The organism is Kocuria sp. LHG3120, assembly GCF_049897445.1.
Taxonomy (GTDB): domain Bacteria; phylum Actinomycetota; class Actinomycetes; order Actinomycetales; family Micrococcaceae; genus Kocuria; species Kocuria rosea.
Genome location: NZ_JAFCWG010000002.1, coordinates 146,559 through 162,368, shown reverse-complemented (window position 1 = coordinate 162,368; position 15,810 = coordinate 146,559). Strand labels below are relative to the sequence as shown.

16 protein-coding genes are annotated in these 15,810 nt (G+C 71.0%); 7 read left to right on the top strand and 9 right to left on the bottom strand.

The genetic code is table 11. The annotated features are described in order from the left end of the window. Positions 1–174 precede the first annotated feature (174 nt). Positions 175–669 carry a hypothetical protein gene (locus ACP7CD_RS04745; protein WP_426119192.1) on the bottom strand — a complete coding sequence of 165 codons (495 nt, stop codon included), beginning with the start codon at positions 667–669 and terminating at the stop codon, positions 175–177. A gap of 211 nt (positions 670–880) precedes the next feature. Between ACP7CD_RS04745 and ACP7CD_RS04740 the strand changes: the two genes are divergently transcribed. Together ACP7CD_RS04740 and ACP7CD_RS04735 are read left to right on the top strand one after the other, a co-directional pair. Then, positions 881–1,162 (top strand): hypothetical protein, encoded by a 282-nt coding sequence (locus ACP7CD_RS04740; RefSeq protein ID WP_426119190.1) that lies wholly within the window; start codon positions 881–883, stop codon positions 1,160–1,162. A 49-nt stretch (positions 1,163–1,211) separates the two neighbouring features. Then, positions 1,212–1,418: a hypothetical protein gene (locus tag ACP7CD_RS04735; RefSeq protein WP_284562354.1), complete on the top strand. Its 207-nt coding sequence runs from the start codon at positions 1,212–1,214 to the stop codon at positions 1,416–1,418. 251 nt (positions 1,419–1,669) lie between these two features. Here the strand turns inward: ACP7CD_RS04735 and ACP7CD_RS04730 are convergent, their stop codons facing one another. Continuing rightward, entirely contained in the window at positions 1,670–2,509 is an 840-nt protein-coding gene (locus ACP7CD_RS04730) for an SDR family oxidoreductase (RefSeq protein ID WP_426119188.1), read from the bottom strand. 431 nt (positions 2,510–2,940) lie between these two features. Between ACP7CD_RS04730 and ACP7CD_RS04725 the strand changes: the two genes are divergently transcribed. Beyond that, positions 2,941–3,822, top strand: coding sequence for a manganese catalase family protein (locus tag ACP7CD_RS04725; RefSeq protein ID WP_336649374.1), 882 nt, complete (start codon positions 2,941–2,943; stop codon positions 3,820–3,822). A gap of 151 nt (positions 3,823–3,973) precedes the next feature. Here the strand turns inward: ACP7CD_RS04725 and ACP7CD_RS04720 are convergent, their stop codons facing one another. The 4 genes from ACP7CD_RS04720 to ACP7CD_RS04705 form a co-directional block, all read right to left on the bottom strand. Continuing rightward, complete coding sequence (locus ACP7CD_RS04720; protein ID WP_426119186.1) at positions 3,974–4,888, bottom strand: FRG domain-containing protein; 915 nt, start codon at positions 4,886–4,888, stop codon at positions 3,974–3,976. After that, positions 4,885–5,997, bottom strand: coding sequence for a glycosyltransferase (locus ACP7CD_RS04715; RefSeq protein WP_426119184.1), 1,113 nt, complete (start codon positions 5,995–5,997; stop codon positions 4,885–4,887). Before ACP7CD_RS04715 ends, ACP7CD_RS04720 begins: the two co-directional genes overlap by 4 nt. Before the next feature lie 376 nt (positions 5,998–6,373). Beyond that, positions 6,374–7,870: a sugar porter family MFS transporter gene (locus tag ACP7CD_RS04710; protein WP_426119182.1), complete on the bottom strand. Its 1,497-nt coding sequence runs from the start codon at positions 7,868–7,870 to the stop codon at positions 6,374–6,376. 224 nt (positions 7,871–8,094) lie between these two features. Beyond that, positions 8,095–8,394, bottom strand: a complete 300-nt coding sequence (locus tag ACP7CD_RS04705; RefSeq protein ID WP_126350102.1) for a GntR family transcriptional regulator — start codon at positions 8,392–8,394, stop codon at positions 8,095–8,097. Positions 8,395–8,580: 186 nt separating this feature from the next. On the opposite strand from ACP7CD_RS04705, the gene ACP7CD_RS04700 reads away from it, so the two are divergent. From ACP7CD_RS04700 to ACP7CD_RS04685, 4 genes are all read left to right on the top strand, one after another. Further along, complete coding sequence (locus ACP7CD_RS04700) at positions 8,581–9,609, top strand: Gfo/Idh/MocA family oxidoreductase (RefSeq protein WP_426119180.1); 1,029 nt, start codon at positions 8,581–8,583, stop codon at positions 9,607–9,609. After that, positions 9,606–10,394, top strand: a complete 789-nt coding sequence (locus tag ACP7CD_RS04695) for a TIM barrel protein (RefSeq protein ID WP_426119178.1) — start codon at positions 9,606–9,608, stop codon at positions 10,392–10,394. Before ACP7CD_RS04700 ends, ACP7CD_RS04695 begins: the two co-directional genes overlap by 4 nt. Positions 10,395–10,450: 56 nt before the next feature. Then, positions 10,451–11,449 (top strand): LacI family DNA-binding transcriptional regulator, encoded by a 999-nt coding sequence (locus ACP7CD_RS04690; protein WP_426119176.1) that lies wholly within the window; start codon positions 10,451–10,453, stop codon positions 11,447–11,449. A 283-nt stretch (positions 11,450–11,732) separates the two neighbouring features. After that, positions 11,733–11,918 carry a hypothetical protein gene (locus tag ACP7CD_RS04685; RefSeq protein WP_336649369.1) on the top strand — a complete coding sequence of 62 codons (186 nt, stop codon included), beginning with the start codon at positions 11,733–11,735 and terminating at the stop codon, positions 11,916–11,918. A 261-nt stretch (positions 11,919–12,179) separates the two neighbouring features. On the opposite strand, the gene ACP7CD_RS04680 is transcribed toward ACP7CD_RS04685, so the two are convergent. The 3 genes from ACP7CD_RS04680 to ACP7CD_RS04670 all read right to left on the bottom strand — a co-directional run bounded on the left by ACP7CD_RS04680 (position 12,180) and on the right by ACP7CD_RS04670 (position 15,726). Next, positions 12,180–13,349: a hypothetical protein gene (locus ACP7CD_RS04680; protein ID WP_426119174.1), complete on the bottom strand. Its 1,170-nt coding sequence runs from the start codon at positions 13,347–13,349 to the stop codon at positions 12,180–12,182. 228 nt (positions 13,350–13,577) lie between these two features. After that, positions 13,578–13,847 carry a hypothetical protein gene (locus tag ACP7CD_RS04675; RefSeq protein ID WP_017832857.1) on the bottom strand — a complete coding sequence of 90 codons (270 nt, stop codon included), beginning with the start codon at positions 13,845–13,847 and terminating at the stop codon, positions 13,578–13,580. A gap of 121 nt (positions 13,848–13,968) precedes the next feature. Continuing rightward, positions 13,969–15,726 (bottom strand): BCCT family transporter, encoded by a 1,758-nt coding sequence (locus tag ACP7CD_RS04670; RefSeq protein WP_017832858.1) that lies wholly within the window; start codon positions 15,724–15,726, stop codon positions 13,969–13,971. Positions 15,727–15,810: the final 84 nt, after the last annotated feature.

The window sequence follows — 15,810 nt, the reverse complement described above, 5'->3', positions numbered from 1 at the left end:
GCGGGAGCGGGTGACCGACGGGCCGCTGCCGTCGCGTGCGGCCCCGGCATGGCCGATGGACGACGAACGCGCCGCGGGCCGGGACGGGATTCGGGGCGCTGTCCGTGCACCTGCTGCGGCGGCGGACCGGCTGCGCCCTGGCCGCATCGGAGCGGCTCGGGGTCGGTGGGCCGGTCAGCCGGTGAACTCGCCACAGGCCTGCAGCAGTGCCAGGGCTGAGGCGGTGGTGGTGTCCGTGATCCGCCCGGAGCACAGGTGCTGGAGCAGCTGCTGTTCATCGGCCCACTCCACCCCGGGGATGCCGGCCGGCTCCAATGCCTCGCCGTACTCGGCATCGGCCCGGCGTGCCACTGCGAGCAGCACGTCGATCCGCTCCTCCTTGCGCGGATCGGCGTAGAGGATCCCCAGCGGAGCGATCACCGCCGCGGACATGCCCTGCCCGAACTCCTCCTCGAGCAGCAGCGCGGCCCCGGCGCGCAGTTCGTCGGGGTCGACCACCGGGCCCTGCGGGAAGATCAGCGTCTGCCCGCCCGGGTCCAGTTCGGGCTGGACCAGACCGTAGCGGGTCCGGGCCCCGGAGCCGTCGTGCACCCTCGGAATCACGACGATCGAACGCTGGGCTGGTACGGGGTGCAGCATCGCCGGTCGGTCCGGAGCGACGTCAGTCATCAAGCTGTCCTCATGTCGGGGAACACATCGGCACCTGCGGCCTGGAACACGCAGGCGATGCGCACGAACAGCCTACGATCGACTGCTCAACGCAGCCCGGGAGGAGCACGTGCGGGACCTCCACAGGCCCCTCTCCCAGGTCCCAGGGTGGTTCCGCTCCGTGAGTCAGGTCACCAAGGTCGGAGGCACGGCTCAGCACAGGAGGTGCTCCATGACCACCCCGCACAACGACGACGCCCCGGACCTCGACGACGTCATCGAGCCCGAGGGCGACGCCCTGCCCGACCCCATCCACCAGGGCCACGCCGGGATGCCCGAGCATCTCGACGACGAGGCACTGGCCACAGCCACCGAACAGGAGCGGGTGGCCGCCGGGCTGTCCGACTACGCGCCCGGGCAGGTCCCACCGGCCACCGACCCGCTGCCGGAAGACGCCTCCGAAGCGGCCGACCGCGCCCAGCGGGGTCTGCTCGAGGAGGACGGGAACGCCTGACGGGCCGTCCCACCGAAGTACGCCGTCCCATCCCTGCAAGGAGATCGACATGGCCGAGCGAGGCAACACCAAGCACAGCGCGGAACTGGACGACCAGATGAAGCACGAGGTCGCCGGCGAGGTGGCCGGCATCCAACCCGACCACGTGGAGGAGCACCGCCAGACCGAGCCCTGGGTCGACGACACCGACGACCCGGAGGTGCGCTCCGCGGTGGAGGAGCGCGAGCGCGCCCCTCGTCCGGACAACGAGCAGTAGCGACCCCGGGCGGGTCGGGTCGGTTCGGTGCTGGCGAAGAGTTCTCCCGCCGGGCACGACATCCGGCCCACCCCTCGGGGCGGCTCCCCGACACGACGTCCGTCGACTTCGGAGCCGGAGCCCGTTCGGATGCCCCGCGTTGCGGATTCCGGTTCCCGGCCGGCGGGCCCACCCCCGTGTGCCGTTCGGTCGTGGGCGAGGTCCCGGTGGATCCCGTCGGCACGGCTGTCCGCTCCGCGGTGGCCCCGGACTCAGAGGATCGGCTTGCCGCCGGTGATGGCGACCCGCGAGCCGGAGATGTAGCTGCCGTCGTCCGAGGCCAGCAGGACGTAGACGGGCGCGAGCTCGGCGGGCTGGCCGGCACGGCCCAGAGGGACGTCGTCGCCGAAGGCTCCCACCTTCTCCGCGGGCATGGTCGCCGGGATCAGCGGCGTCCAGATCGGGCCCGGGGCCACGCTGTTGACCCGGATGCCCTTCTCGCCCAGCATCTGCGCGAGCCCGGCGGAGAAGTTCGCGACCGCCGCCTTGGTGGCCGCGTAGGGCGCCAGCTGCGGGGACGGCTGGTCGGACTGCACCGAGGAGCTGCCGATGATCGCCGAGCCCGGAGGCATGTGGGGCACGGCGGCCTTGGTGAGGTGGAACATGGCGCCGATGTTGAGCCGGAACGTGTAGTCCCACTCCTCGTCGCTGATCTCGTCGAGGCTGTCGCGGCTCATCTGGTAGGCGGCATTGGAGACCAGCACGTCGATCCGGCCGAACTCCTGCACGGCCCTCTCGACGACAGCCCGGCAGTGGGCCGGGTCCGAGAGGTCTCCGCGGACCAGGACGGCGCGACGTCCGGCCTCCTCGATCCAGCGGGCGGTGTCCTGGGCGTCGTCGTCCTCCTCGAGGTAGGCGATCAGGACGTCGGCGCCCTCGCGGGCGTAGGCGATCGCGGCGGCACGGCCGATGCCGCTGTCCCCGCCGGTGATGATGGCCGCCTTGCCCGCGAGCTTGCCGGAGCCGCGGTAGCCATGCTCGCCGCAGTCCGGGACGGGGGTCATCGCGGCCTGGACGCCGGGGACCTCCTGCTGCTGCTCTGGCTGGCTCATGGCGTGGTCCTTCCGTGGTCGAGTGGTCCGGACGGTGCACGCGCTGCTCACCGGGCTGCCCCGATGATCAGCACACTGTCCACTTTAGATGCTCGTGACGGAGTTGTCGTGCTCCGTCCCGCGCCGCAGGCCGGGCACGACGACGAGCAGGGACGGCCCAGGTCCCCGAGACCTCTCAGCCCGGTCGAACTGCTGACCCCCAACGGACTGCCCGCCCACGGGCCCACCTCACTCCCGCCCCGCACCGCCCGCGAACCCCGGGTCGGGACGACACAGGGTGCCCGGCCTCAGCTCATCTGATGTCCCCCTCCATTCAATAAGCAGCCTTCCTTTTTGGGGGCCGGATCACTAGCGTGGAGATCAGAGCCGGGAATCACGGGCGCGGAGTGCCGCGCCACCGCCGGCCACAGCAGCCGATGACGGAGGTCAGCATGTTCTTGCACCAGCAGAAGCTCCAGTACAAGTCCACCCCCGAGGCCCCGGACGCGGTCTACGCGCGCAAGCTCCAGGAGGTGATCGGCGGCCAGTACGGGGAGATCACCGTGGCCATGCAGTACAGCTTCCAGGCCTGGAACGCCCACATCCCGGGCAAGTACCGGGACCTGCTCTTCGGCACCGCCGCCGAGGAGTTCGGTCACATCGAGATGCTCGCCACGATGGTCGCCCAGCTGCTGGAGAAGGCCCCGCTGGGCATCACCGAGGACGCCGTGCAGGGTGATCCGGCGGTCGCGGCGGTGATCGGCGGCACCGACCTGCAGCACGCGATCGTGGCCGGGGCCGGGGCACGGCCGGTGGATTCGATGGGCAACCCGTGGTCCGGGTCCTACGTCACCGCCTCGGGGAACCTGCTGGCGGACATGACCGCCAACGTCAACGCCGAGATGCAGGGCCGCACCCAGGTCGCCCGGCTCTACCACATGACCGACGACAAGGGGATCCGGGACATGCTCTCGTTCCTGCTGGCCCGGGACACCATGCACCAGAACCAGTGGATGGCCGCGGTGAAGGAGCTCCAGGCCGACGGGCTGGAGCAGATGCCCGTGCCCTCGAACTTCCCGCAGGCCAAGGAGGCCACCGAGTTCTCCTACGACTACTACAACTTCTCCGACGGCGCGGCCGCCGCGGAGGGCTCGTGGGCCTCCGGGCCGACGCCGGACGGCAACGGGCAGTTCGGCTACCAGGACCAGCCCATGGCGGGGGTGCCGATGCCGCCTCCCACCCACCCCGACGCCCGGTTCTACGGCACCACCGAGGTCCCCAACCGGGTCGAGAAGGCCGCCGGCACCATCCAGGACAAGCTCAAGAAGGAATAGCCGCCCGCAGGGCCCGCACCTGAGGCCCACCGACGGACACCGTTGGCTCCCACGGAACAACGAGAAGCGGCTCCCCACCACGGGCGGGGAGCCGCTTCTCACCGGTCCGGCGACGGGACCCCACCCCGGGGTCCGGTCGAGAAGTCCACCCTCAGCCGGCCGAGGCAGAGCCCGGGAGCGGCTCCGGCTCGTCGCCCATCGCCGGTGAGGCCGGCTCTGCCCGGGCGCCCTGCTCCGGGCGCGGCCCGTAGTAGCGGGTCAGCCAGCGGGACAGTCCGTCGAGGCCGGGGAAGAGGACGCGCTCGGTCATGTTCGCCTGGTCGAGGTGGTCGCGGATCCGCCACTTCAGACCCGCCGGGATGACGACCTTCCGGTAGAGCTCGGGGTGCGCGCCCAGCCACTCGTGCAGGGAGCCCGTGGCCGCGGACATGGCGGAGAACACCGCGGCCTGGTTCACGATCCGCTCGTCCAGCGACGGAGGTTCGAAGAACAGCGGCACCGCCCGTCCGTGCTGGTCCCGGAACCGGTCGAAGTCGGCCATGCTGTACGCGACCCGCTCCAGCATGTCCGTGGTGAACAGGCCCGCCGCGTGCGCGGTGATCTCCTCCCGCAGCGGCCCCGGCAGCAGATCATGCGCCGCCGCGTAGTCCACGCACCACACCGCTCCGGGCACCTCGTAGCAGCGCGGGTCCGCGGTGGCGAAGTGCAGCGCCACATAGGGAGAGTTCGACCGGTCCAGCAGTCTTGTGGGCAGCCCGTGGTGCTGGGCCACGGACAGCCAGTTCCAGTCCGAGTCCCCCGGGGAGGTGTCCCGGGCGGCGTACTTGCGGAAGTTCCGCAGGATGTGGGGCTCGATCTGCCCACTCGAGGCGCCCTGGAGCCGGAAGAGACTGGTGTCCAGGTCCCGGTCGGCCACCGCGTGGCCGCGGTAGACCACGTTGATCCGCAGGCTCCCGCCCGTGGGCTGCCAGTCGTTGTGGGTGAGGGTCGCGATCAGCCCGTACAGGTCGTCCTCGGCGATCTCGATGACCGGGCACGCACCCGCCGCCCCCGTCCCCACGCTCACCGTCGCCCCCGCAGCCGTCCGGGGCCGGCGTCGACCAGCAGCGAGTCCTCATACTGGCCGCACAGGCGCCGGTGCAGGGCGGTCCGGGAGTGCCCGGCGGTGCGCAGCCGGGACCCCGCGTAGGACACCCCGCCGCGCGCCCGGACGACCACGGCCGCCCACACGCACACCGACCGCTCCAGCACCCACAGCGGAACCCACAGCACCGTGCTCCGCGGGTAGACCGCAGCACCCCCGCCTCGGCGCCGGCCGAACTCGGCCACCGCACACACGGCCAGGGCTCCGGCTGCCCACCGCCCCGGTCGCCGCACCGCCCAGCTCAGCAGGGCCAGCAGCGACAGCTCGACGAGCAGACGGGCGGGCTGGGCGAAGTCGTCGTAGGCCTGACGGACGCGCTGGCCGAGGAAGTGGGACACGGTGGGCGGCATCCTCCCCACCAGCACGTCCAGGGCCACGATCTCTCTCCCCCCGGCCGCCCGGACGGTGCGCACGAGCTCGAGGTTCTCGAACAGGACGTCGCCGTCGTAGCCACCGGCCGCGAGCAGGTTCGATCGCCGCACGCCCAGGGTTCCGGGCCATTCCCCGCCCAGGGCCCGGTTGAGCAGGGTCCGCCCGGTGTCCCAGCGGGCCTGCCAGGGCAGTTCAAGGTAGTAGTTCTGCGGGCGGACCACCTCGGCCTCCCCCAGCAGCCCCACGATCCTCTCCAGGGTGCACCGGGTGTGGCGCACGTCGTCGTCGGCCACCACGATCCGTTCCTCGGCCGCCCGGCGGACACCGGTCATCACCCCCGCCACCTTGCCGTTGGCCCCCTGCCACCGATCGGGGCGCACGTGCTCGACCGTCTCCGGCAGCGCCTCGCGGTGGGCTGCGAAGAGCTTCTCGGCGGAGCCGTCGACGACGGTGACGGGCATCCACGTCACGACCTCGGCCAGGTATCGGGCGAGATCGGCCAGACCGGTGTCGTCGGACCACTTCAGCGGCAGGACGTACCGCGCATCGGCCAAGATGCCGGGAACAGGGGTGTTCCTGCGGAGGCGGCCCGGAGTCGCCTCAGCAGAGGCATCATCGCGGCGGGCGGCCTGGGCCGGCACGAGCAGGGTGTGGTCCACAGGAGCTTCCTCCATCGACAGCAGCGCACTGCGGGCCGGCTGCTCGACCACACCTCACCCTAACCACAAGCATCTCCGGCAGACCAGGCGTCATGCGGAAAATGGTTCCCGATCCCTGTGGCACCTCGCGAAGATGCCGCACGGCAGCGCCCCGTCCACGAGGTCGCGGGCCCGGTCGAGCACCGACGGCGGAACGGCTGCCCCCAGCGCGGGACCGCTGGACCGATCATCGACGGTGCGGACCCCGCCTGGAGATCGCCGGCATGCACCGCACCGGCACCAGGACCCCGCTGGTGTTCCTGCACGGGGAGCAGAACGGCGACCTGTCCTGTCTCGGACACCTGTCCCCGGCGTGCGAGGGGTCACGCTGTGGGGCTCAGGACTGGTGGGCGTCGGCGGGCTTGGCGACCTGGTAGATGGCCCCGGTGGAGACGTCTTCCTCGAGGTCTTCGAGGGAGCGGTTGCGGGTCTCGGGGACCTGGGTGGCCACGAAGATCAGGGCCAGCACGCCGATGCCGGCGAAGAGGAAGAACGTGCCCGAGATCCCGACCGCGGCAACGAGGGACGGGAAGAACAGGGCCAGGAAACCGTTCATGGTCCAGCCGAAGAACACCGAGATGCCGATGCCCAGTCCGCGCATGTGCAGCGGGAAGATCTCCGCCAGCCACACCCAGATGGCGACGTTGAGGAACGTCTGCATCGAGAGCACGAAGGCGACCACGAGGACGAGGATCACGATCGGGCGGGCCGGGTGGCCTTCGGGCAGCAGGTTGCCGGCGATCCCGATCAGCAGGTGGCAGGTCGTGGTCAACGACAACCCGATGATGAAGGTCTTGCGCCGGTCGAGGCGGTCCATGTTGTACAGGGCGATGAGTCCGCCGATCACGGCCACGGCACCGAAGGCGATGTTGGCCAGCACGGCCTGCTGCGCTGTCATCCCGGACTCCTCCAGGATGCGGGTGCCGTAGTACATGACGGAGTTGATGCCGGTGAGCTGCTGGGTCATGGAAACCCCGATGCCGATCAGGATGATCCGCAGCAGCCACTTGTTCGTCAGGACCGCTTTCAGCCCGACCTGGTGCGTCTTGACCTCGATGGCCGCGATGCGCTCGATCTCCTGCAGCTCGGCCTTGGCCCGGTCGGCCGGGCGGACCGTCTCCAGCACCGCCAGGGCCTCGTCGTACCGGCCCTTCTCGGTGAGCCAGCGCGGGGACTCGGGCATGCGCAGCATCCCGATGAACAGTCCGATCGCCGGCAGCGCGGAGACGGCGAACATGATGCGCCACACCCCGTCCACGACGTCGCCGAGCGTGACGGCGATGATCGCGTTCATGACGAAGGCGGCCAGCTGTCCGGTGACGATCGCCAGCTCGTTGCGGCCGGTGATCGATCCGCGGATCTCGTAGGGGGCGAGCTCGGCCAGGTACACCGGCACCACCGTGGAGGCGCCGCCGACGGCCAGACCGATCATGATCCGGCCGCAGACCAGAATCGTGTACCCGGTCAGGGAGAACGTTCCCTCCTCAGCAGGTGTGGGGGTGAGGACCACCAGCGCGGTGCCGAGGAAGAACAGCACGGCCAGCAGGATGATCGTCCGGCGCCTCCCCCAGGCATCCGAGACCCGGCCCCAGACCAGGGCGCCGACGGCGGCGGCGAAGATGAGCGCGCTGATCACCACGCCCAGCTGGATCAGGCTCAGCCCCAGGTCCTGAGCCATCGGCCCCTCGGCGCCGTTCGTGACACCGGTGTCGTAACCGAACAGCAGCCCGCCCAGGCAGGCCACGACCGAGATCAGCCCGAGCCGCTTCCGGTGCGGCCCCTGGGTCAACGGCGGGAGGGCGACCCGGCTGTCGCTCGGAGACTGGTGAGACATGGGAACTCCTTGGGTGATGACCTCGTGAAGCACGGTCGAACCGTGTGCGGCACCGGTCGGATGGTGGGTTGTTCGTGCGGGTGGATCGGGGATCGGCCGAGAAGGCAGGACGCCGCTCGGGGCCGGCGGGCGTGCAGGCGGAATGCCCTTCGCCGTCCGGGCGGGGTCGTGGCTCCTCCGGTCGGTTGCCGCACCCGGCATCCGGTGCGACGGTGGCGAAGCGTCTACAGCGACTGCTGCGACGTGGAGTGCGCCGGAGGGCGCGCCCACCGGTGGGGCGGGGTGACGTGCGTGCCGGATCCGGGGGTGCGTACCACCAGGCCGGCCTCGACCAGATGCTGCAGAGCGCTGCGCACGGTGACGCGGGCAATGCGCAATCGGGACGCGAGCTCGTGCTCGTTGTCCAGCTTGCTGCCCGGCGCCAGAGCCCCGCTGTGGACAGCCCCCTCCAGGAGGAGAGCGAGTTGGTGGTAGAGGGGCACCGGGGAGTTCCTGTCGATCGGCAGGGACAGCGTTGCGGTCATGAGAGGTCTCCTCTTCGGGCCGGGCCTCGGCCCTTCGACGCGCTGCCGCACACTCGTTCGGCAGAGGTGTTGGCGATCACACTAATACGTACTAGTGTTTCTGCCAAGGGTTTGTCAGGACATGTTCACGACACCGTTCCCGGGCATCCCCTTCCGCGCTCCATCCCTGACCTGAAGGAGAATTCCGTGTCCGAGCCCCGTACCTTGAACATCGGCCTGATCGGCGCCGGCCGGATCGGTTCCAGCCATGCCGAGCTGATCACCCGCACCGTGCCCAACGCCCGGCTGGTCGCGATCGCCGATCCCGTCGAGGGCGCCGCGGCGCGCCTGGCGGAGGCGTTGCACGTGCCTGCGGCCTACACCGACATCGCCGAGCTGCTGGCCGACCCGGAGGTGGAGGCCGTGGTGATCACCGCACCGGCCCGGTTCCACACCGAGCTCGTGGAGCAGGTCGCCGCGGCCGGCAAGGCGATCTTCTGCGAGAAGCCGGCCGGGATGACGCTGGAGGAGATCGACCGGGTCCACCAGGCCGTCGAGAGCCACGGAGTGCTGTTCCGGATCGGATTCAACCGCCGCTTCGCCGACGGATTCCCGCAGACCCGCGCGGCCATCGAGGCCGGGCGGATCGGCACCCCGCAGCTGCTGCGCTCGACCACCCGCGACCCGGGACTGGCGAACCCCGGCGCGGTGGCCCCGTGGACGATCTTCCTCGAGACGCTGATCCACGACTTCGACACCCTGAACTTCCTCAACCCCGCCGCCCGGGCGGTACAGGTGTATGTGGTGGCCGACGCCCTCGTGGCCCCGGACTTCAAGGACGCCGGACTGCTGGACACCGCGGTGGTCACCATCCGCTACGACAACGGGGCGATCGCCACCGCCGAGGCCAGCTTCTCGGCCGCCTACGGCTACGACACCCGCGCGGAGGCCTTCGGCTCCGCCGGCATGGTCACCGCCGGGGACCTGGCGGCCTCGAGCATGCGCTACTACGGCCCGGAGGGCCTCGCCGCCGACACGGTGCGCGCAGACACCCAGTCGATGCGCGGCGCCTACACCGCGGAGCTGCAGGCCTTCACCGACACCGCCCTCGGGCACCTCTCGCCGGGTCCGGGGGTGGAGGCGGCCCGGGACGCGCTGCGGATCGCCCTGGGGTGCGTCGAGTCCTGCCGCACCGGCGCCCCGGTGAGCCTGGACCCGGTGGGAGCCACTCGATGAGCGGCTTCGTCCTGGCAGCGAGTGCGGAGATGCTCTTCGTCGACCTGCCGTTCGAGCAGCGGGTGCGCCGGCTGCACGAGGCCGGGTTCGAGGTGGAGATCTGGGACTGGACCACCAAGGACCTGCCCGCTCTGGCCGCCACCGGGGCCCGGTTCGGGTCGATGACCGGCTACGTGCGCGGGGCCCTCGTGGACCCGGACGGGGCGGCGGAACTCCTGCGCACCGCCGAGGACTCGCTGGCCGCCGCCGAGGTCGTCGACTGCCCCCGGCTCAACGTCCACGGCACCGGCCTGGACCCCCAGGGGCTCCCCGTGGTGCCGCACGAGGTGGTCACCGGGGCGGACTGGCTGGCAGCGGCCCGCACGCTGGAGCGGCTGGCCGTCCTGGGCGAGCGCCACGGGCGGGTCTTCACCCTGGAGAACCTCAACCGCGCCGTCGACCACCCGGGGGTGCCCTTCGGGGCGGCCGAGGACACCCTGGCGCTGGTCGCGGCGGTGGACAGCCCGCACCTGCGGCTGAACCTGGACCTCTACCATGCGCAGATCGGGGAAGGGAACCTGATAGAACTGTGCCGGAGAGCCCTCCCGTACGTGGGAGAGATCCAGGTGGCCGACGTCCCCGGGCGGTGCGAGCCGGGCACCGGGGAGATCCACTACCCCCGCATCGCCGCCGCCCTGGTGGAGACCGGATACGAAGGAGTGATCGCGATGGAGGCCTTTGCCGCCGCCGACCCCGAGCTGGCGCTGAGACGATTCCGGGACGCCTTCACCGTTCCCTGCCCGTGAGCCCGGACGCCCCGGGGCGGGAAGCCCCCGGCCGCCCGTCCGGGCGCCGCGTCACCATGCGCGACGTCGCCCGGGCGGCCGGGGTCTCCCAGCCCCTGGTCTCGATCGTCTTCCGCGACGCCCCCGGCGCCAGCGAGGAGACCCGGGCCCACGTCCTGGCAGTGGCCGCCGAACTGGGCTACCGCCGCGACGAACGAGCCCGGCTGCTGCGCCAGGGCCGCTCCCGGCTGCTGGGGGTGGCCTTCGAGCCGGTGCAGCCCTTCCACGGCGAGATCCTCGACGGTATCCACGCCGCCGCCCAGCAGCGGGGCTACGACGTCGTGCTATCGGCCGTCACACCGCACCGGGCGGAGGACACCGCGGTGGAGGCCCTGCTGCGCGACCGGTGCGAGGCCCTGGTCCTGCTGGGCAGCGCCCTGCCACAGACCCGCCTGGAGCGGATCAGCGCAACCCTGCCGGTCGTCTCCGTCACCCGAGCCTTCGACGCGGCGGCCTTCGACAGCGTGGCCACCGACGACCACCGCGGCGCGGTGCTGGCCGTGGAGCACCTTCTCGGCCTGGGGCACCGGCGGATCGCCTACATCGACGCCGACCGCGAGGCCGGCGGGGCGCGGCGCCGGGCCGGCTACCAGGACACCATGGCCGCCGCGGGCCTGGGCGACGACATGCTGATCGTGCGCGGCGGCGCCTCGGAGGCCGAGGGCGCTGCCGCGCTCAGCGGACTCCTGGCCCAAGACCCCGCGCCGACCGCCGTCATCGCCTTCAACGATCGCTGCGCCGTCGGGGTGATCAGCCAGGCCCGCGTCCTGGGCCGGTGCGTGCCCGAGGACCTGTCGGTGGTCGGCTTCGACGACTCCGAGCAGGCGTCCCTGCCCTACCTCGACCTCACCACCCTGGCCCAGGACCCCTGCCTGCTCGCGCACACCGCCGTGGACCTGGCGCTGCGCCGCTTGGATGCGACGGCTGAGGACACCGCCGTGACCGGCGAGCACGTGGTGCTCCCCGCCCGGCTGGTCACCCGCACCAGCACCGCACCCGTCTCCGCTGCCCCCTGAGGCGTCTCCCTCGCCACGCCGGCCCAGGACCGGGCAAGCGGCACCTCGCGGGACGGGATCCTCTCGCACCGATGAGGAACCCTGCCCCTCCCTCGATGACACGCCTCACCGTGGTGGCGACCACGGTGCCGCCCGACTCGCGCACGAACAGCACCTGGTCGAGCCGCGCCTCGCCGCCGCGAGAATTCGCGCAGCGGAATGCCTGGTCCCGGGGACCTCCGATCCCTGGAGCCGCGGAAGAGCCGGGGACTTCGTCTCCGACGACCCTGCCTTTGCCGGCACCATGACCATGACCCGGGAGTTCACCCGGGTCGAGGGCGGCACCCGCGTGGAGATCCGCGCCGAGAACGTCCCCGAGGGGACCTCCGCCACCGATCACGCCGCAGGGTTCGCCTCGTCGCTGGCGAATCCGGCCGTCTACCTGCAGCCCGGAGCCGACCACAGGATCGGCCCCACAACCACCCCCTGATCGGTGACTGCCGACAGCTCCCTCTGCGCCGGGAGAGCCATGACGATGATCATCATCGAGCCCATCGGGGTGCGGGTGTCCACGTCTCCCCCACCCGGGTTCAGCACGCGCAACCGGGCATCCTCAGCCTCGTCGTGCTTCGGCCAGGGCGAGCATGATCCGGGTCGAGCGCCCCAGCCGGTCCAGCCTGGTGGTGACCATGGTGTCTCCTCCTGGAGAGCGGCCACGGCCCCGGCCTGCCGGTTCGGCGCACCGTGCGGACTACACGGGGCCCCCGACGAGGTCGTGCCGGGGCACGCTGCGCTTCACGAGCAGGTACGGGACCCACAGCAGGGCCGCGGAGAGGACGGTCAGCCCGAAGCCGATCATCGCGGTCCGCTCGGCAGCCGGCCCCATCTCCGCGCTGCCCACCAGGACGGAGAAGGAGATGACCACCAGCAGAAGCCAGCACACCAGCCCGTGGAACCAGCGCAGGCCACGGCGCAGCGGCAGGAAGAAGAGCGCGGCCGCCGGCAGGACCACGAGGAGCTCCAGCGGCCAGGCGGCGGCGGGCAACCACCCGTGCTGCACGAGGTGGGGCAGCAGGAAGCCGGCACCCAGTGCGTACATGACGGCGAACCATGCACCGAGGATCCAGTGCCGGCCGGTGGGCCTCTGACGCGCCTCCCGCAGCGCGGGGTCCCGGCGCTCCGCCTGCTCCTGGGCCTGCGCGGCGTTCTGATGCCAGCGGTTCTCCAACCGGATCGTGTTGTCCAGCCACCCGCCGGTGGCGGGGAAGGGGATGACCTCTTCGGTGGTCGCGAGGTGCTCGAGCTGGGCCTCGAGGCCGAGGTAGGCCTCGCCCTTCCACGAGAGCGGCCGGGCGGTGCAGCCCAGTTCCACGCCGTGCTTCCGCAGCGCTGCGATCCAGACGTCGACCGCGGGGTCCTTGTGCGAGGAGAAGGGGACGCTCGTGATCCGGCGGCTCCCGTCCTGGTCGAACAGGATGTGCAGGACGGGGGCCGTCTCGGTCAGTGTTCCGCCGCCGTTCTCGACGAGGATCGTGCGGCGCAGGATCCGGTAGGAGGCCACGACGGAGGCCACGGCCTCCCACGGGATGGCCCGGCGGACCGGTGCGTCGGCGCCGAAGGTGTTCCACTCGGTCGTCTCGATGCCGGTCTCGCGCAGGGTATAGGTCGAGCGGTGGCGGGCGTGCCAGGCTCCCCTGCGCACCAGGTCCACCGTCCTGACAAGGAGCAGGACCCCGGCCGCCACGAAGACCAGAGTGAACAGCAGCCACGGGTTCCAGAACGCGATCATCAGCCAGACGGGGACGCCGATGAAGAGCGCGACGATGGCCGCGACGAAGAACAGGCCGACCACCGCGGCGCCGCGCCAGAACAGGTCCTCCCGCTGCTCGCTCTGGACGTGGACGACCGGACTGTCGGTCACGGCGGTCCGGGAGACGGGGTGGGGATCCGGTGTCACGACAGGTGCTCGCTCTCGGTGCAGGGGCGGGTGCGTCCCGGGCAGGGGTGTTCCGGCGCTCTCGGAGCCTATCGGGGACCAGGGCTCGGGGCGCTGACCCGACACGGCGCCGTCCCGTCGCCTCCGCCCGTCCGGAGAGCGCACGCAGAAGGGCGGGGAGCCTCCGGAGGCTCCCCGCCCTTCGCGAGAGTTCTAGTTGCGCGAGCTGCCGGTGTTCGTGCCCTCGCCGGAGTCGTCCCGGTGGTAGAGGTACTCGTTGCCGTGCTCGTCCTTCTCCACGTAGAAGTGTTCCTGGACCTCCTGGTACCAGGTCTGGGCGGCCTCGCTCATCCTCTCGCCCTCCTGCGCCTGGGCCAGCCGGTCCCCCGGCCCGTAGACGCGCATCGCGATGGCGTTGAGCCGGTCGAGGATGCGGTGCTGCTGCTCGCCGTCCCGGTTGGTGTTCTGCCTGTTCCGCGCCATGACGTCCCCCGTTGCCGACTGTGATGGTGATCACCAGTCTAGCGCCTGGGTGCCGGCACGGACCGGGCCCACCGGCGGGTGTGACGCCGGTGGGCCCGTACGGTCCCTGGTGTGCGGGCGGCTACTCGACGTCGCGGATCTGCTTGAGGGAGCCGGTGCTCGTGCGGTACTCCCGCACGTAGTCGGGCTGCTCCGGGTGCTCGATGGCCGGGGCGTTGGCCGGCTCCGAGCCGTGCACGTAGTCCGGGGCCACGACGATCTCCTCGTCCACCTCGGCGCCGGTGGAGGTGCGGCGGCGGAACTCCTCGGGCGGCAGCACCCGGCGCCACTGGCGGGTGGGCAGGACGCCCACCTCCCCGGCGTCCTCGCGCAGGGCCCGGAGCAGCGAGTAGATCATCACGTACCCGAGCACGAAGAACGGCAGGCCGATGAGGATCGCCACGTTCTGCAGCGCGGCGAGCCCGGTGGCGCCGGTGGCGGTCAGCAGGATCGCGGCGATGAGGCCGATGGCGACGACCCAGAACACGCGCTGGTGCACCGGGGACTCCTCCTCGTGGCCGCTGCCCATGGTGTCCATGACCAGGGCGGCCGAGTCGATCGAGGTGATGAAGAACAGCACCACGATGAGCACGCCCACGGCGGAGGTGACGGTGGAGAACGGGAAGTTCTCGAGGAAGACGAACATCGCGCCGGGGATGTCGCCCTCGTCGACGACGGCCTCCACGAGCCCGCCCCCGCCGTTGAGCTCGATGTCGAACACGCCCATGCCGAAGATCCCGAACCAGATGACGGAGAACAGCGTGGGGAAGGCGAGCACCCCGGAGACGAACTGGCGGATGGTGCGGCCGCGGGAGATGCGGGCGATGAAGATGCCCACGAACGGGGACCACGTGATGGTCCACGCCCAGTAGAAGACGGTCCAGCCGCTCTGCCACCCGGTGTCCGCGAGCGAGTCGTTCCAGAAGGCGAGCGCCGGGAGCATCGACAGGTACGTGCCGGCGGACTCGACCATGCCCTTGAGCATCAGCACGGTGGGCCCGGAGACGAGGATGAAGACCAGCAGGGCGATCGCGATGAGGATGTTGGTGTTGGACAGCCGCTTGATGCCCCGGTCGAGGCCGAGGGCCACGGAGACCGAGGCGACGAGGCTGACGGCGGCGATGATGAGGATCTGCGACAGCGCCGACTCGGAGATGCCGAAGAGCCGTGCCAGGCCGCTGTTGATCTGCATGGTGCCGAGCCCGATCGAGACGGCCACGCCGAAGAGGGTGCCGACGATGGCCAGGATGTCGATGAGCCGCCCGACCGGCCCGTGGATGCGCTCCCCCAGCAGCGGCTGGAACATGGAGCTCACCCGCGGCGGGAGGTTGCGCTTGTACATGAAGTAGCCGAAGGCCAGTGCCGGGAGGGTGAAGATCGTCCAGGTGTGCAGCCCGAAGTGGTAGAGCGTGAAGCCCATCGCCTCGGTGGCGGCCTCCATGGAGGCCGGCTCGACGCCCTGCCGGGGCGGGTTCGCGAAGTGGTTCACCGGTTCGGCGACGGCCCAGAACATCAGGATCGTGCCGATGCCCGCGGCGAAGAGCATCGAGAACCAGGACAGGTTGGTGTGCTGGGGCCGTTCGTCGTCGGCCCCGAGCCGGACCTGACCGAAGCGGCTGACCATGAGGTAGATCAGGAACAGCAGGAAGACGGTCACACCCAGGATGTAGAACCAGCCGAGCTGTTCGATCACCCAGGTCGAGCCGTCCGCGAAGACAGCGTCCATGAACTCCGTGAACACCAGCGTCAGGACCACGAACGCGGCGATCACCAGCGCGGAGCCGAAGAAGATGGTGGGACTGGTCCGCAGTCGCAGGGAGTCGTGCAGTCTGTTCAGCATCGCCGTGCTTCCCCGGCTGCCCTCGGCCTCGGACGAGCGGACGGCCGCCGTGTCTCGGTTGTGTGCGTCGGTCGTGTGGATCGG

Bases quoted from the DNA above. Each gene is read 5' to 3' on its own strand.
- ACP7CD_RS04745 (WP_426119192.1), bottom strand. From the start codon at position 669: ATGACTGACGTCGCTCCGGACCGACCGGCGATGCTGCACCCCGTACCA.
- ACP7CD_RS04740 (WP_426119190.1), top strand. From the start codon at position 881: ATGACCACCCCGCACAACGACGACGCCCCGGACCTCGACGACGTCATC.
- ACP7CD_RS04735 (WP_284562354.1), top strand. From the start codon at position 1,212: ATGGCCGAGCGAGGCAACACCAAGCACAGCGCGGAACTGGACGACCAG.
- ACP7CD_RS04730 (WP_426119188.1), bottom strand. From the start codon at position 2,509: ATGAGCCAGCCAGAGCAGCAGCAGGAGGTCCCCGGCGTCCAGGCCGCG.
- ACP7CD_RS04725 (WP_336649374.1), top strand. From the start codon at position 2,941: ATGTTCTTGCACCAGCAGAAGCTCCAGTACAAGTCCACCCCCGAGGCC.
- ACP7CD_RS04710 (WP_426119182.1), bottom strand. From the start codon at position 7,870: ATGTCTCACCAGTCTCCGAGCGACAGCCGGGTCGCCCTCCCGCCGTTG.
- ACP7CD_RS04705 (WP_126350102.1), bottom strand. From the start codon at position 8,394: ATGACCGCAACGCTGTCCCTGCCGATCGACAGGAACTCCCCGGTGCCC.
- ACP7CD_RS04695 (WP_426119178.1), top strand. From the start codon at position 9,606: ATGAGCGGCTTCGTCCTGGCAGCGAGTGCGGAGATGCTCTTCGTCGAC.
- ACP7CD_RS04690 (WP_426119176.1), top strand. From the start codon at position 10,451: ATGCGCGACGTCGCCCGGGCGGCCGGGGTCTCCCAGCCCCTGGTCTCG.
- ACP7CD_RS04685 (WP_336649369.1), top strand. From the start codon at position 11,733: ATGACCATGACCCGGGAGTTCACCCGGGTCGAGGGCGGCACCCGCGTG.
- ACP7CD_RS04675 (WP_017832857.1), bottom strand. From the start codon at position 13,847: ATGGCGCGGAACAGGCAGAACACCAACCGGGACGGCGAGCAGCAGCAC.
- ACP7CD_RS04670 (WP_017832858.1), bottom strand. From the start codon at position 15,726: ATGCTGAACAGACTGCACGACTCCCTGCGACTGCGGACCAGTCCCACC.